At 44.6% G+C, this 15,036-nt stretch carries 15 protein-coding genes, 1 pseudogene and 1 riboswitch; of the genes and pseudogenes, 6 read left to right on the forward strand and 10 right to left on the reverse strand.

Features of this window, described 5'->3' with window-relative positions; genetic code table 11:
* Nucleotides 1–104: 104 nt before the first annotated feature.
* The gene (gene orn / locus CWC03_RS15275; RefSeq protein WP_010607090.1) at nucleotides 105–650 is read right to left on the reverse strand and encodes an oligoribonuclease; all 546 of its coding nucleotides are present in this window, start codon (nucleotides 648–650) and stop codon (nucleotides 105–107) included.
* A gap of 161 nt (nucleotides 651–811) precedes the next feature.
* Between orn and rsgA the strand changes: the two genes are divergently transcribed.
* Together rsgA and asd are read left to right on the forward strand one after the other, a co-directional pair.
* Nucleotides 812–1,864 carry a small ribosomal subunit biogenesis GTPase RsgA gene (gene rsgA, locus CWC03_RS15280; RefSeq protein ID WP_138582621.1) on the forward strand — a complete coding sequence of 351 codons (1,053 nt, stop codon included), beginning with the start codon at nucleotides 812–814 and terminating at the stop codon, nucleotides 1,862–1,864.
* 99 nt (nucleotides 1,865–1,963) lie between these two features.
* Entirely contained in the window at nucleotides 1,964–2,830 is an 867-nt protein-coding gene (asd, locus tag CWC03_RS15285; RefSeq protein ID WP_138582622.1) for an archaetidylserine decarboxylase, read from the forward strand.
* A 25-nt stretch (nucleotides 2,831–2,855) separates the two neighbouring features.
* On the opposite strand, the gene CWC03_RS15290 is transcribed toward asd, so the two are convergent.
* From CWC03_RS15290 to CWC03_RS15325, 8 genes are all read right to left on the reverse strand, one after another.
* Nucleotides 2,856–3,605: a HesA/MoeB/ThiF family protein gene (locus CWC03_RS15290; RefSeq protein WP_138582623.1), complete on the reverse strand. Its 750-nt coding sequence runs from the start codon at nucleotides 3,603–3,605 to the stop codon at nucleotides 2,856–2,858.
* A complete protein-coding gene (gene thiE, locus CWC03_RS15295) occupies nucleotides 3,598–5,121 on the reverse strand; it encodes a thiamine phosphate synthase (protein WP_138582624.1) in 1,524 nt (507 codons plus the stop codon). The genes CWC03_RS15290 and thiE overlap by 8 nt, the downstream gene beginning before the upstream one ends.
* 34 nt (nucleotides 5,122–5,155) lie before the next feature.
* Nucleotides 5,156–5,953 carry a thiazole synthase gene (locus CWC03_RS15300; protein WP_138582625.1) on the reverse strand — a complete coding sequence of 266 codons (798 nt, stop codon included), beginning with the start codon at nucleotides 5,951–5,953 and terminating at the stop codon, nucleotides 5,156–5,158.
* A 2-nt stretch (nucleotides 5,954–5,955) separates the two neighbouring features.
* A complete protein-coding gene (gene thiS, locus CWC03_RS15305) occupies nucleotides 5,956–6,153 on the reverse strand; it encodes a sulfur carrier protein ThiS (RefSeq protein ID WP_010368823.1) in 198 nt (65 codons plus the stop codon).
* Nucleotides 6,150–7,163 (reverse strand): FAD-dependent oxidoreductase, encoded by a 1,014-nt coding sequence (locus CWC03_RS15310; protein ID WP_138582626.1) that lies wholly within the window; start codon nucleotides 7,161–7,163, stop codon nucleotides 6,150–6,152. Before CWC03_RS15310 ends, thiS begins: the two co-directional genes overlap by 4 nt.
* A gap of 58 nt (nucleotides 7,164–7,221) precedes the next feature.
* The gene (gene thiC, locus CWC03_RS15315; RefSeq protein WP_138582627.1) at nucleotides 7,222–9,174 is read right to left on the reverse strand and encodes a phosphomethylpyrimidine synthase ThiC; all 1,953 of its coding nucleotides are present in this window, start codon (nucleotides 9,172–9,174) and stop codon (nucleotides 7,222–7,224) included.
* 118 nt (nucleotides 9,175–9,292) lie between these two features.
* A riboswitch (TPP riboswitch) is annotated at nucleotides 9,293–9,422 on the reverse strand.
* Nucleotides 9,423–9,490: 68 nt separating this feature from the next.
* Nucleotides 9,491–9,910, reverse strand: a complete 420-nt coding sequence (locus CWC03_RS15320; RefSeq protein ID WP_138582628.1) for an META domain-containing protein — start codon at nucleotides 9,908–9,910, stop codon at nucleotides 9,491–9,493.
* A 104-nt stretch (nucleotides 9,911–10,014) separates the two neighbouring features.
* Nucleotides 10,015–10,422, reverse strand: coding sequence for an acyl-CoA thioesterase (locus CWC03_RS15325; protein ID WP_138582629.1), 408 nt, complete (start codon nucleotides 10,420–10,422; stop codon nucleotides 10,015–10,017).
* A 111-nt stretch (nucleotides 10,423–10,533) separates the two neighbouring features.
* Between CWC03_RS15325 and CWC03_RS15330 the strand changes: the two genes are divergently transcribed.
* Nucleotides 10,534–12,612 carry a TonB-dependent receptor gene (locus tag CWC03_RS15330; protein WP_138582630.1) on the forward strand — a complete coding sequence of 693 codons (2,079 nt, stop codon included), beginning with the start codon at nucleotides 10,534–10,536 and terminating at the stop codon, nucleotides 12,610–12,612.
* A 124-nt stretch (nucleotides 12,613–12,736) separates the two neighbouring features.
* On the opposite strand, the gene CWC03_RS15335 is transcribed toward CWC03_RS15330, so the two are convergent.
* Entirely contained in the window at nucleotides 12,737–12,970 is a 234-nt protein-coding gene (locus CWC03_RS15335) for a hypothetical protein (protein WP_138582631.1), read from the reverse strand.
* A gap of 391 nt (nucleotides 12,971–13,361) precedes the next feature.
* On the opposite strand from CWC03_RS15335, the gene CWC03_RS15340 reads away from it, so the two are divergent.
* From CWC03_RS15340 to CWC03_RS23655, 3 genes and pseudogenes are all read left to right on the forward strand, one after another.
* Entirely contained in the window at nucleotides 13,362–13,667 is a 306-nt protein-coding gene (locus tag CWC03_RS15340; protein ID WP_502705372.1) for a helix-turn-helix domain-containing protein, read from the forward strand.
* Nucleotides 13,668–13,824: 157 nt separating this feature from the next.
* Nucleotides 13,825–14,508 carry a hypothetical protein gene (locus CWC03_RS15345; protein ID WP_138582633.1) on the forward strand — a complete coding sequence of 228 codons (684 nt, stop codon included), beginning with the start codon at nucleotides 13,825–13,827 and terminating at the stop codon, nucleotides 14,506–14,508.
* 98 nt (nucleotides 14,509–14,606) lie between these two features.
* Nucleotides 14,607–15,036, forward strand: a pseudogene (locus CWC03_RS23655) (hypothetical protein); the annotation flags it as partial.

Raw genomic sequence — 15,036 nt, forward strand, 5'->3', positions numbered from 1 at the left:
CTGCAGCTGAGCTAGTGCCGCGCTTGGGCTAAAAACCCCGCAGGGCTTGTCGTCTCAAGCGGGGCAGGATTCTACAAGATAAAATTTGCTTTGCAAGTATTTTTTTAAACTTTGAAGAATTTTTCTTGGTAAACTTTCAGCTCCATGATGGAGTCTTTGATATCATCCAGTGCTAAATGAGAGCTTTTTTTCTTTATCTCACCCAATAGTTCAGGCTTCCAGCGTCTCGCAAGTTCTTTTATCGTACTGACGTCCAAATTGCGATAGTGGAAATAAGCTTCTAGCTCTGGCATGTATTTGTTGAGGAATCTACGGTCTTGACCAATAGAGTTACCACACATTGGAGAAGCACCTGGCGGCACCCACTCTTTAAGGAAATCTAGTGTTTGCTTAACTGCATCTGCTTCCGTGAACTTACTCGCTTTACAGCGAGCAGTCAGACCTGAGCGACCATGTTGATTGGTACACCACTCATCCATATTGTCCAACAGCTCATCACTTTGATGAATTGCCACTACTGGACCTTCAGCTAAAACATTGAGATCACCATCTGTGATCACCGTCGCGATTTCTAAGATTTTATCTGTTTTCGGTTCTAGCCCCGTCATCTCTAGATCGAGCCAGATCAAGTTTGATTCATGAAAAGTCATACTTTACCTTAGCGGTACTTTCCTTTAGATCCAATGCAATTAGATATATCATATTAGTTTAAACACTCGACCTAAAGCTTTTTTTACCATGCGCGGCGTTTTATTGATTTATAGCCTAAATTTGAACGCTCTGCACGCTAAAGCTTAAACAGATTATAAACATGGCAAAGAAAAAGAAACTCAGTAAGGGCCAATCCCGTCGGATTAGAGCTAATCATCAGAAGCGAATAGATAAAGCGAAAGAGACAGAAGTATCTGATGTTTCATGGCAAAACGACAACTTAGGGCCAACAGAAGCCGCAGTGGTGATCAGCCGCTTCGGCCAACATGCGGATATAGAAACCACAGACCAAGAAGTTTTGCGTTGCAATATCCGTCGTACCGTAACAAGCTTAGTTTGCGGTGATGAAGTCATTTTTCGTCGTGCCAAGGTCAGTGATGGTGACTTAGCCGGCGTAATTGAGGCTGTGCATGAAAGACGCACGCAACTCACTCGTCCAGATTTTTATGACGGTGTGAAAGTTGTCGCTGCGAATATTGACCAAATATTGATGGTGTCGGCCGTTGTGCCCGAATTCACCCCCCAAATCATCGATCGCTACTTAGTCGCTTGCGAGGATATGGGGATAGAGCCGATTTTATTACTCAATAAAATTGATTTGCTTGACCAAGAAAGCCTCGAATATATTGATGAAGTCTTAGATATATATCGTGAGCTTGGCTATCGCGTACTGTTAGTCAGTACAAAATCAGGCGAAGGCATTGACGAGTTAAAACACATGCTTGAGGACAAAAATAATATTTTTGTTGGTCAATCAGGGGTTGGCAAATCAACGTTGGTCAATACCGTACTGCCCAATGCAGATATTCTCACCAAAGCAGTCTCCGAAAATAGCGGCTTAGGGCAACATACAACCACAGTATCGCGCTTACACCACTTGCCGTCCGGTGGAAACCTGATCGACAGCCCTGGGATCCGTGAGTTCGGCCTATGGCACTTAGACGTAGAACGCGTCACTTGGTGCTTTAAAGAATTTAGGGAGTTTATTGGCGGCTGCCGCTTTAGAGACTGTAAACATCTGAACGATCCGGGATGCTTACTTCGTGAAGCCGTAGATGAAGGTAAAATCAGTGAATTACGTTTTGAAAGTTACCATCGTATTTTAGAATCTATGGCTGATGGCCGCGCAGGTGCGCGCGCGCCGAGAGTCTGATAATATTTGCTAAATTGGCTCAATGACTTGAGCCCGATAGCCACTTCGCAATACAAAAAAAGTGAAAGTGACAAGACTAATAATTAGGAACTGTTAAAAGTGAATTTGGATAAACTAAAAATTGCCATGCAATATGCATTACCTAAACATGCGGTTTCTCGTTTGGTTGGTAAGCTTGCCGCAGCAGAAGCTGGCGCCTTAACCACAAAGCTAATTAAGCTGTTTATCAAACAATATAAAATCGACATGAGCGAGGCATTGCACGAAGATCCAGCTCACTATAAAACCTTTAACGAGTTTTTTACCCGTCCACTGAAGCCGGGGATCCGTCCTTTGGCAGAAGATAGCAATATCCTTGCCCACCCAGTTGATGGTGCAATCAGCCAACTTGGTGATGTCGTCGATGGTCAAATTATCCAAGCTAAGGGTCACAACTACAGCTTACAGACGCTGCTAGGCGGTAAAGAAGAAGATGTTGCGCCTTATGTTGGTGGTAAGTTTGCAACGATTTATCTAGCACCGAAGGATTATCACCGTATCCACATGCCGGTTGATGGTACACTTCGTAAAATGATTTATGTACCAGGCGACTTATTCTCAGTAAATCCACTTACTGCGCAAAATGTGCCTAATTTATTTGCTCGTAACGAGCGAGTTGTTGCTATTTTTGACACTGAGATTGGTCCGCTTTCTATGGTATTGGTTGGTGCAACTATCGTCGCTAGTATTGAGACGATTTGGGCCGGTACAGTGACACCACCAGCCGGAAGAGATGTCTTTACTTGGACATATCCAGCAGAAGGTGACAACGCGATAACGCTGAAAAAAGGCGAAGAGATGGGTCGCTTTAAACTTGGCTCTACCGTGATCTTAGCGTGGGGGGCAAATAAGGCTGAGTTCTTAGATGGTCAAAACCCAGAGACCGTCACACGCATGGGTACCCCTTTCGCAAAAATAGCAGAGTAGACTAATTGGTATTAGTGGCTTGAAACTATTTCAAGCCACAACATTCACACTCGGGGTTTTTACTGAGCCCATACTGCTTTTGCTGCAAACTCATAGCATCTAGCGTACAAAATACACTTCCTTGATGATGTCCAAGTAGCACATTTGTGGTCAATAAAGCTTGCTGCGCACCGATCACACCCAGTAATGGACTAATGACGCCAAAGTTGTCACAATTCTCCACTGGTGTTTGCGACCTCTCAGGGAAAACGCAAGCATAACAAGGTGACTCAGCCCTAAAATCAAAGCACATGAGTTGGCCTTGTGTAGCAATCGCGGCTCCTGCTATCAACACCTTTCTCTCTTGATGACAATACCTATTGAGTAAATAACGGGTAGTGAAGTTATCGCTGCAGTCCAGAACAATATCTGCATCACGGAGCAACTCAGCGACGTTTTTATCAGTCAATCTCGCATTAATTGGTGCTAACGTGATCTCGTTATTGAGACTTGCCAGCACCTTTCCTGCCGCTTTGGCTTTTTGCTGACCAAGGTGATTCACTTTATACAGAATTTGCCTTTGTAAGTTAGACAATTCCACATCATCGTCATCAACAAAAGTAAGCTTACCAATGCCACTCGCCGCTAAGTAAAACAACGCCGGGCTTCCCAGCCCACCGCAGCCAACCACAGCCACATGCGCCTGCTTCAATGCGAGTTGACCTTGCTCACCGACCTCTTTTAACAGTAAATGGCGGCTATACCTTAGCCGCTCTTTGTCATTGAGCTCAGTCATGTCTCGCCATAGCTTGCTTTAATTCAAGTACAGCCTGCTGTGGGTCTTGGGCTTCTGTGATAGCTCTTACAACCGCGATACTAGAAACGCCAGTTGCAGCTACTTCTGGCACGCGACTAAGGTCAATGCCTCCAATAGCGACGGTTGGATAGCTACTCTGCATCAAAGGTACAAAATGCATCAGCTTTTCCAACCCCTGGATTTGACCGGTCATGTCTTTGGTCGTGGTTGGGTAGATAGCACCAAAAGCCAAATAACTCGGGCGATAGTTATGTGCCCTGAGCATTTCATAAAAACCATGGGTCGAAATACCTAAGCGCAGCCCTGCTTCTTGGATGGCAACAAGATTAGCTTTATCGATATCCTCTTGGCCTAAATGAATTCCATAAGCGCCGTGTTTAATCGCTAACTGCCAGTAGTCGTTAATAAACACCTTCGCATCGTATTTTTGTCCAAGTGCAATGGCGGTTTGTATTTCCGCTTCAAGATTAGCTTGCTCTGGATCTTTAATTCTCAGCTGCACCGTATCGACACCTAAAGCAAGACATTTTTCCACCCAATCAGCGCTGTTTACTACTGCATAAAGCCCAATAGGGTCGTCAATGCTGGCAAAGCCCGCGGCAAAATTAAACTCCTCAGGTAATGCAAACTCTAGCTCATCAGCAAGCCAAGAGCCCGCTTCTATCACTTGCGGGTAATCATTAAGCTCAACTGGAAAACTCGTATGCGCAACAGGGCCCACACCTTCGCCATAACGTATCGCCGCTTTTAGCCCTGCATTGATGTATGCCTTAGCGAGAATAAAAACATCTTTAAATGGGTACTCCTTAGCCATACATGCCGCGATCACTGACGATAAACTACACCCAGTACCATGGCTATGCGGTGTTTGAATTTTCTCATTGCCAAGCCAATACTCGATATCTCCCGCTAAGCCATAATCAATGCAGTAGCCTTTTGGATAATCCCAATGACCGCCTTTAATGATCACCGACTTTGCACCGAATTCACGCAATTTGGCAGCAGCCTCTTTTACCGCATCAGGACCTATCAAATACACGCCTGTCAGCAGCTGAGTCTCGTGTGTATTGGGTGTAATGATATCCACCAGCGGTAATAAATGGGTTTTTAACGCATCCACTGTGTCTTCTTCGGTTAATGAATCCCCGCTCGTCGCGATAGCCACAGGGTCATAAACCACAAGCGGCGGCTTTTCCCATGTTGCTTTGTAATGCACGAGGTGTTCAGCAATCAGTTGGATCTGCTGAACATTGGCGAGCATGCCAATCTTTATCACCGTTGCAGGCATATCTTGCGAAAGCGCCGTTAGCTGAGATTCGATAACCGCGGTCGATACCGGGTTTAGCGCTTCCACCCCTAAACTATTTTGCGCCGTCAACGCAGTTACTACGGTACAACAATGAACATTAAAGCTCTGCGTTGCTTTGATATCCGCTTGAATACCAGCGCCGCCGCCAGAATCAGAACCCGCAATACTCCAAACGATGTGTGACAAAGAGAACTCCTTATGTAGTTATCCGCAATTCAAGTTAGTTTGCGTGCCAAAAAGGCATGCCTAAGGTTGGCGTAGAAGGTGATGCCACCTCTTTTTGTGGCATTGCTTTTGCCAAATAAGACAGGCGCCCTGCAACCGTGCTGGCTTCAAACGCTTTTGCCATGGTGATAGGACAACCCGCCCCTGCCACTGCCGAATTTAATAGTACGGCATCATAACCTAGCTCAAGTGCTTGGCAAGCATGAGACGGCAAGCCGAGTCCCGCATCGACAATCAAGGTTTGATGAGGTAAACGCGTGCGGATGGTTTGCAGGTTATATGGATTTAGCAGCCCTTTTCCCGTACCAATTGGCGCGCCCCAAGGCATTAAAACTTCACATCCAAGCGCATCCAAACGCTGACATAGCACCAAATCATCAGTGCAATAAGGCAATACTTTAAAGCCGTCTTTTATCAAGATTTCGGTGGCTTCGAGCAATGCAATTGGGTCTGGCTGCAAGTTATATTCATCGCCAATAAGTTCAAGTTTAATCCAATCCGTGGCAAACACTTCCCGGCACATCTGCGCCAAGGTCACCGCTTCTTTTACGCTATGACAACCTGCTGTGTTTGGTAAGACTCGTAGTCCCATCTCTTTGATAAGCGACCAAAAGTCATCACCCGCCTGCTTAGTTTGCTGGCGTCTCAGCGACACAGTAACAATTTCAGCACCCGAGGTGGCGATAGCCCCCTGCATTACCTCTGGAGAAGGATAAAGTGCCGAGCCAATTAGCATGCGGCTAGTAAATTGTTCACCATAAATAGTGAGCTTAGTATCAGTCAAAGACTGCATGTTTATCCCCCTTGAATTGGTGATAAAAGCTCAATCTTATCACCGTCGCTCAATGTCACGCTTGGCAGCTCCGTACGGGAAACAAAAGTACCATTAAGCGCGACAGCAAAAGGCGGTTTGGCACCTCTGGCTTCAATAAATTCCTGAATATTTTGCTCGCGGTTGATATTAATCGTTTCGCCATTAAATTCGACTTTCATAATAACTCCTTAGATAGTGCTTGTTTCACGATAAGCGGTGCCAGCAAATAACCGTGTCTATATAGACCATTGATACTGATCACATTACCTTGTTGTTCAATTTTGGGGTGATTATCTTTAAACGCAGGTCTAAGTCCTGCTAATAAAGACAATACTCGCGCTTCGGCAAACCCACGATGAACCGAATAAGCTGCAGAGAGTAATTCGAGTGCAGAACGTACCGTTATCTCGCCATTATCTTGCGACTCAATTTCCGTCGCACCAATAACAAACTGATGGTCTGGTTTTGGCGCAATGTAAATGGGATATCTTGGGTGCATCAAGCGTACAGGTCGGGTCAAGGTCACTTCTGGGGCATAAATTCTCGCCACTTCGCCGCGCACGCCACGAAGCCCATTACATGTGGCTTTCGCACCTAGACCGCGACAATCAATCACCCAGTCATACGCTTGACTAAGCTGCGCCTTTTGCGCTTCATCACAATGGATCCCGTAGTTAATCTCTACACCTTGCTTAGTCAATGTTGCCCCACTACTTTGATAAAACGCCTGATTATCAAGCTGGCCTTCGCAAGGTAAATACAAGCCTTGATGGAACACACCACCAAGCTCTGGTTCCAATTGTGCGATCTGAGTACCATTTACCACTTCCGCGCGATGATCTTTTAACGGTTTTAAGCGCTGCTGAAAACTCACTAAATCACCACGGTCTTGCCCATGTGCCACAATAAGAGAGCCTTGCTGCTGGAAAAATACCGAGCTTTCCAATTTAGCCAGTAATTGTGGCCAGAGTTTCATAGACTCCAACCCTTGCAGCGCCAACGCTTCATCGCATATCACAGACTCAGCCAACGGCGCTAACATGGCCGCCGCCACACTACCTGCTGAGATCTCAGTACCTTGCTTTGCTTGTTCAAACACGCTGATTTGATAACGCTCAGCCAGCATCAACGCGGCGATGCGCCCTGTTAAACCAAAGCCCAAGATAGCAACACGTGCTTGAGTAGACATAGCTACACTCCTAAAGTTAGCCACCCGACAGGCATCAAGGTGGCTATGATGGGTTAGGTTATATCGCTTTGTGGTAAAGCTCAGAGCCCGATTGCTTAAACTCTTCTGATTTTGCTTTCATCTCGGCTTCAACATCCACCATTTTAATGCTGATCTCTTCGCCAACATTATTAGGATCAATACCTCGCGCTTCTAACGCTTTTGCATAGTCACGCACATCCTGAGTGATCTTCATCGAGCAGAATTTAGGGCCACACATAGAGCAGAAATGAGCGACTTTGCCCGACTCTTGTGGCAAGGTCTCATCGTGATATTCTCGAGCACGCTCTGGATCTAGACCGAGATTAAACTGATCGTGCCAGCGGAACTCAAAGCGTGCTTTAGACAGCGCATTGTCACGAACTTGAGCACCCGGATGGCCTTTCGCCAGATCCGCTGCATGCGCCGCTATTTTGTAGGTGATCAGGCCTTCTTTTACATCTTCTTTATTCGGTAAGCCTAAGTGTTCTTTTGGTGTCACATAGCACAGCATCGCACAACCATACCAAGCAATTTGCGCCGCGCCGATCCCAGAAGTGAAGTGATCATAACCCGGAGCGATATCAGTTGTGAGTGGGCCAAGCGTGTAAAACGGTGCTTCATCGCAGTGCTTTAGCTGCTCTTCCATATTCTCTTTGATCATATGCATCGGCACGTGTCCTGGGCCTTCAATAAAGACCTGAACATCGTGTTTCCACGCAAGCTTAGTTAACTCACCAAGGGTACGCAGTTCGCTAAATTGCGCTTCATCATTGGCATCGGCAATAGAACCCGGACGCAAACCATCACCCAATGAGAAACAAACATCATACTGTTTTAAGATTTCACAGATTTCTTCAAAGTGCGTATAGAGGAAGTTTTCTTTGTGATGCGCTAAACACCACTTCGCCATAATTGAACCACCGCGAGACACAATACCGGTCACGCGTTTTGCCGTCATTGGCACGTAACGCAGTAGTACTCCCGCGTGGATAGTAAAGTAATCCACGCCTTGCTCAGCTTGCTCAATCAAGGTATCGCGGAAGATCTCCCACGTAAGATCTTCGGCAACCCCATTTACTTTTTCTAATGCCTGATAGATTGGAACCGTACCGATAGGCACTGGAGAGTTACGTACCACCCACTCACGAGTTTCATGAATGTAGCGCCCTGTCGACAGATCCATTACGGTATCTGCACCCCAACGGGTCGACCATACCATTTTTTCTACTTCTTCTTCGATAGAGGAGGTCACTGATGAGTTACCAATATTGGCGTTAACTTTGACTAAGAAGTTACGTCCAATGATCATCGGCTCAGTCTCAGGATGATTGATATTGTTTGGCAGTACAGCACGACCACGAGCAATTTCATCACGGACAAATTCAGGCGTAATGAACTCAGGAATACTGGCTCCAAACGATTGGCCTTTGTGTTGCTGCGCGAGCAATTCTTCACGCAACTTAGCGCGTCCCATATTTTCACGGATCGCCACATATTCCATTTCAGGCGTCACTATGCCTTGGCGGGCGTAGTGCATTTGTGTGACATTTTTACCCGCCTTGGCACGACGAATTTTAGGTAAGTGTTCAAAGCGAATATGATCAAGTCCTTCATCCGCCATACGCTGCTGAGAAAACTGTGACGTCACCGACTCTAGCATTTCGGTATCATCGCGCTCAACTATCCACTGCTCTCTAAATTTAGGAAGGCCAACACGAACGTCAACCGGCACTTCAGGATCTGTGTATGGACCTGAAGTATCATAAACACGAATGGGATCGTTTGATTCAAATACCGGATTTTCTTCGGTGCCACCTACAAACGAATCACTTAGTGTGATTTCACGCATACCAACGCGTACGCCTGCTTGTTCGCCCTCCACATAAACTTTATGTGAATTTGGAAAAGGTTGGCCTTTAAGATTATGGATAAATTCTGCCGCGGCTGCTCGCGCTTCACGACGACTTAGCTTGCTACTATTGTTTGACATGACGTCCCTCTTATTTTCATACAAAGGTGTCTTGTCAGATCTCCTAAAGGAGAGAGACGAGGATAGTCCTCGGGTAAGGTGGATAGCAATAAACTGCTATTGCTACAGACAAACGCAACGCGTTTGCTGTCTTGTTCCCTACGCAGGCATTAACCTGATCAGGTCCACGGATCCCGCAAAATGCGATCTCAGCCCGACTATCTGCAACAAATTTGCTGCAAAAACTCAAGGCACTCCGACAAGTAACGAATTAGCGCCAGTCTACTTGCTAACACGAAAGCTCGCAAGCACTGACACTGGAATTCTTATTTTCAGCTTATTGTTTAATAAAACTAAACTGAGGTTTTCCTTTTAAGGTCAACTTATTAGCATTTACTTCAAGCAAGACACCAATTTGTAATTGGTTAATAAGCTGCGATTCGACCTGAGCGATTTCTTCACCACAGTACTTACGCGTCATGCCTAAGTTTTTAACTTTTAACTGTCCTTCGACAATTTCGCCTTCACCAAAAAAGCGGTTACAACCCGCAAAACCATTGACTTGCAGCGCATCGATAAAACGAATATCAATAGGCTTTTCACCAAGTCCAGCGTCTGATTGTAACTGCGCAATATTTTGGCCGTTGATACTCTGTAACTGCCAAGCGGAATACTTAAGCGCTTCCGTGTCTACCTTCCCTGTCGATATACATCCACTTAGCGCCATTATTGCGCCGATTATGCTGATGAATTTCATGGTAAACCATCTATTTTATGCCCTGAGTTTATTATAACGTTTCAAGACACAAAAATAGCAGTAAAATTCTGTAAAATTGTCCTACCTGAATGTTTTAACACCAACTATTTCACAAATTGCTGCTCTTCAAATAAGTGAGTAATAACCTCAGGTAAAAACGGTCTACCGCGCTCATTCACCGAAGTTCCAGTGACCACAGCATCAAGCATGAGTTTATCGTCATGCGCTCTTATCACTTTTTGCTTAAATGCAAACTTTACTCTGCTTTCACGCTCAAGTGCGACTTCAACATAGAATTCATCGCCAGGACGTAACGAGTCTTTGTAATTCATTTCGCTACGAATAACGACCAAGTTCACTTTTTGCTCTGCAAGCGCTGCAAAATCAACGTTATTCGCCAGTAAAAACTCATGTCGAGCATGCTCTAAATAATTAAAATACACACTGTTATTAACTATACCTTGTAAGTCACACTCGTAGTCACGGACTTTAAAATCAACTTTAAAACTCATATCTGGCCTATTTGTTTAACATTTGCGGGCTAACATATAACACAATTTCACTGTCAACTGGTCTGGCTTTTGTTAAACTGTGCCTAATTAAAAATGGGACAAAGATTAAGCATGAAGTTAAAACTCTCTACGATCACCTTGGCACTGCTGCCATTTTTCTCTCATCAGGCACTTGCCGACGATAACCTAGAAACCATTGTCGTCACTGGCGATTTTCAGAATGAAAGTATCCAGACATTAAGTGCAAGCGCTTCGGTGGTTGACGAACTCACTATCGCTAAGCGTGGTGCGCAATATTTAGATGAGATACTAGGTGCCACCGCTAACGTTAACTTTACGGCAGGTGCGTCTCGTGGTCGCTTTATGCAAATCCGTGGTATCGGCTTACGTTCACAGTTTGTTGATCCTATTTATCCCAGCGTTGGCTTATTAATTGACGGTATTAATTATTCAGGATTAGGCGCCAGTGCGCTGCTTTTTGATACTGAGTCAGTGGTGGTGTATCGCGGCCCTCAAGGCACTAAATTCGGTTCAGATGCTTTAGCAGGAATCGTTGAAGTAAATACCCAAGCCGCTACCACAGCGCCATCTTTAAAAGTGAAGTTAGGCGCAGGTAATTATGGTAGCTACGAAGCAGGCCTTGCGGCTGGCACAGGATTAAGCGACGACACCGCTGTGCGCGTCAGCCTTTATCAGCGAGAGTCTGACGGTTACGTAGATAACCTCTACCTAAATAAACCCACTCAGCAACAAGACGAGCAAGTAGCAAGAGTGAAACTTAACTCTCAAGTGAGCGACAACCTCGCACTAGAGTTTGCTTATCACCATATTGATACTGAAAACGGGTACGACGGTTTCACCCTGGATAATTCACGTAACAGTGTTGCTGATACCCCAGGCCAAGACAACCTCAGCTCCGATGCGTTTTCACTACGCGGAATTTATACTCGCTCAGACTTATTCAATGTCGAATTTAATGTATCTGGGCTAGATGCTGATACTTTATATAGCTACGACGAAGATTGGGTCTGTAATGACGCAGCTCAACCAGCGCTATGCGCAGCAGGATTACACCCTGAAGGATATAGCTCAACCGATGCCTACGGGCGTAACCATGAAAATGGCAACATAGAGTTTTTAATCAAAGATAAACAAAATGACTGGGTGGTAGGTGTTTTTGCAAAGCGTAACGATGTTGATTTGACCCGTCATTACACTTGGCTTGAGAACCCATTTACGTCAGCATACACCGTAGAAAGTAAAGCGATTTTTGGTCAATACGTGCATCACCTTTCAGACAAAACTCGCCTAATCGGTGGTCTTCGCGCGGAGCAATATGACGCTGACTATTTAGATAGTAACGGCTTTAGTATCGAAACCGATGATGTAATGTGGGGCGGAAAAGTCGCACTTGAATATCAAGTTGTACCGCGCACGATGATCTACACCAGCCTTACTCGCGGTTACAAAGTCGGCGGTGTAAACGGCGAAGCACTGGCAAAAGCCAAAGATGAAGGTTTAAATATTCCGGCTGAACACCATTACTTTGACCCTGAGTATGTTTGGAACGCTGAGTTTGGTGTAAAAGGTGAGTCTGAAGACAAACGTCACCTTGTGCGGGTTACCGCGTTTTATATGCAACGCGATGATATCCAGCTAAAACAATGGCAAGTTTCTAACCAGCAATTTGCAGGCTACATCGACAACGCCAGTAAAGGCAGTAACTACGGCCTAGAAGTTGAAGGCAACCTACAATACACGGACCGTCTTGGTTTTAGCTATAGCGCAGGCTATTTAGAGACCGAGATTGAAGACTTTATAGCTGCCAGTGGCCTCAACCTTGATGGTCGCGACCAAGCACAAGCGCCAAATTATCAATACTCGTTTGCCGTCAATTACGAGTTAATGGATAACCTAGTGGTTGAATTAGGTGTGGAAGGCAAAGACAACTATTACCTCTCGGATAGTCACAACGAGCAAGCGCGTAATCGTAACCTGATCAACGCAAGCCTTAGTTACTATGGCGACAACTGGTCATTAACGGCTTGGGGTAGAAACCTAGCAGACGAAGACATTGTAGTACGTGGCTTTAGGTTTGGTAATAATCCATTAGACGGCTGGCAAGACAATACCTATGTACAATACGGCGAGCCACGCGTTTATGGTTTAAGTTTTACTTACGAACTGTAGTACGACCCGTTTATCGCCTACACATCAGGCGATAAACACGCACAAAAAGAAAAAAGGGGGAACGTAAAACTAGCGTAAAACGTTCCCCCCACCGCAAAAACTCAAAAAGCAATTACCCTTTTAGTTATTCCATGCTTGGGGCACTGGAATACACCAACTCAACCAGATTATTCATCGTTTTTGACTTCTGCATGTAAGCCTTTTCCAAATGGGCAAGCTCTTGCAGTTCAAACAAGGTTGTTTCCACCAGTGCTAACCATTTAGTTGTGGTGTCTGGCACCTCGTTACCCTGCCTTGCCGCCTTCTTGAGGGCATCGTAATAAATCGTTAAGTCATGATATTGGCGTAGATAATCCATATTGCTCTCCAACATGTCACTTTGTTTCACACTAAAGTAACAAAAGCTTCGAGCAAAAATCTGCGCGAAGACAATTTTTTTGAATTTATTTGTAAATTAATTAAAAACGCCAAAATCATCATTGCAACACCTCAGTTAAATAATGAGTTACTCATCTCAGGCTTCGCCTAAAAAATCGAGCGAAGATTAATTAAATGCAACAAAATGTTCATTTTTAGACTGACTACTCTTGAAAAAGAAATTTTCTACGACAGACTCGCGTTTACGGTTTAGATACAAAAATGCAACTTTGTTAAGCGAACAATAGAGACAAACAAATAGCATACATCCGGCTACATAGGGACTGATGCTGTTTGTGACGCGAGTGCGACAGGCAAAAAGGATTGAGTTGGTGGGGAAATTTGATAAGCGCTTTACAGGAGACGACCTGCGCCGCATGCGCAAAGTCGCTGGCAAAACCACGCAAGAAATGGCTAATTTGGTCAGCGTGGAGCGTGGCACTTACGAAAACTACGAAAAAGGCGTAAGCAAATTTCCTTACGAATATTTTGAAGTATGGTGCGACGCCTACGGCATCAACCTCAATCCACTTAGAGAACAAATCCTTGCCTTAAGAGACAAAATTGACGACGCCAAATTGTGGCGCAGATCTCCAACACCGCGAAATAGAAAATCAAGCAACGAGGATAACGGCTAATGAAAGACGCGCACTTTCATTGCCCCTTACCACAATGGCAAACAATAAAGTTACGAATAACGTTCATTTACAACACAATGTTTTCAACTTTATTGTTAAGGAGTAAAGTGGAGTGGAAACTAAACACCGCAAAACTTAACTTAGAAAGGACGTCATTATGCGCTTTTTTATAAAAAATATAGCTAACCGACTCGTAACTTTAACAGCACTTTCCCAAAAACAAGCTAACAGGGTATCTGGTGGATCGCTTGGGCCAAAAGTAAAAGACCCAAGAGGCGAACGCGACTCCATAGCACCAAGTAAACAATCAGCACTTAGTACTGATTCAGTCAATCAGGTGACTGGTGGAAGTACAGGAGGACAAGCTGATGACCCTAAAGTACAAAACGATTTCATAACACCAAATAAAAAATCATCACTTAGTGCTGACTCAGTTAATCAGGTGATTGGTGGAAGTGGTGGCAATAAAGTCGCAGAGCCAAAGGTAAAATGCGAACCAATAGCACAGTCATCAGATTACAAGTTTCAACTGGAGAAAAGCTCAACTACCCGAGTGGTAGGTGGAAGCAGTGGAACCAAAGGTGATGATCCAAGACTTACAACAGCATCTTCAGAACCACACACTTCTCACCCAAAGCTAATCCAACATAGCGATAGTAGAAAAGTTTTTGGTGGTTCTGGTGGAGCTAAAGCTGATGATCCTAGGGTGCTATTTGCAGATGCAAAAGCTAGTACCTTCAACTTTACAGTCTTAGGTATTGATGAAATTAGAAAAACCATCGGCGGAACTGGTGGCGCAAAAATAGATGACCCGAAGTTGGAACCATCCGAAAAACCATAGGCCAAATTTACAATCACTATTAGCATCTAAAACTAAGCTTATTAACTGCTACAACACACCGAAAGCTGAAGTTATAGGGCTTACTGTAAGGAAATAAAATGCGAACATCTTGGATCTTTTTACTTATTTGTGCAGCAATTGCAGCTTCACTTTCAGTAGTTTATATCCATTTCAATCATTATGCAGATACTGTAATGCTTGCCTGCATTATTATATTTTGCTTTATGGCTAAAAACCATGAAAATATAAAGCACATTGCGGCACTACTGTTAATAATGACAGCTATAGAATATGGTTTAGTGAGTTACGTTGTTTCGTTAAATAGTATGGGACTACCACCTTTTCAAGGCAACCTTTTGATGTTTGGATCCCATTTCCTTGTTGATCTAACAATCCTAATGATAATGAAATATCGCGTTCGATTATCTCTTCGTTATGTTAGACGCACAGCACCTGATAATTGGCGTTCCATATATATGACTCATGCAGACCCTATCCTATATGGTATCACGGCGGGATCACACTTTG

Source organism: Pseudoalteromonas sp. S2755 (assembly GCF_005886535.1).
Lineage (GTDB): Bacteria > Pseudomonadota > Gammaproteobacteria > Enterobacterales > Alteromonadaceae > Pseudoalteromonas.

Excerpts from the sequence above, each read along its gene's own strand:
- CWC03_RS15320 (WP_138582628.1), bottom strand. The coding sequence starts at position 9,910 with ATGAAATTCATCAGCATAATCGGCGCAATAATGGCGCTAAGTGGATGT.
- CWC03_RS15330 (WP_138582630.1), top strand. The coding sequence starts at position 10,534 with ATGAAGTTAAAACTCTCTACGATCACCTTGGCACTGCTGCCATTTTTC.
- CWC03_RS15310 (WP_138582626.1), bottom strand. The coding sequence starts at position 7,163 with ATGTCTACTCAAGCACGTGTTGCTATCTTGGGCTTTGGTTTAACAGGG.
- CWC03_RS15290 (WP_138582623.1), bottom strand. The coding sequence starts at position 3,605 with ATGACTGAGCTCAATGACAAAGAGCGGCTAAGGTATAGCCGCCATTTA.
- rsgA (WP_138582621.1), top strand. The coding sequence starts at position 812 with ATGGCAAAGAAAAAGAAACTCAGTAAGGGCCAATCCCGTCGGATTAGA.
- CWC03_RS15325 (WP_138582629.1), bottom strand. The coding sequence starts at position 10,422 with ATGAGTTTTAAAGTTGATTTTAAAGTCCGTGACTACGAGTGTGACTTA.
- CWC03_RS15345 (WP_138582633.1), top strand. The coding sequence starts at position 13,825 with ATGCGCTTTTTTATAAAAAATATAGCTAACCGACTCGTAACTTTAACA.
- CWC03_RS15300 (WP_138582625.1), bottom strand. The coding sequence starts at position 5,953 with ATGCAGTCTTTGACTGATACTAAGCTCACTATTTATGGTGAACAATTT.
- thiC (WP_138582627.1), bottom strand. The coding sequence starts at position 9,174 with ATGTCAAACAATAGTAGCAAGCTAAGTCGTCGTGAAGCGCGAGCAGCC.
- CWC03_RS15335 (WP_138582631.1), bottom strand. The coding sequence starts at position 12,970 with ATGGATTATCTACGCCAATATCATGACTTAACGATTTATTACGATGCC.
- thiS (WP_010368823.1), bottom strand. The coding sequence starts at position 6,153 with ATGAAAGTCGAATTTAATGGCGAAACGATTAATATCAACCGCGAGCAA.
- orn (WP_010607090.1), bottom strand. The coding sequence starts at position 650 with ATGACTTTTCATGAATCAAACTTGATCTGGCTCGATCTAGAGATGACG.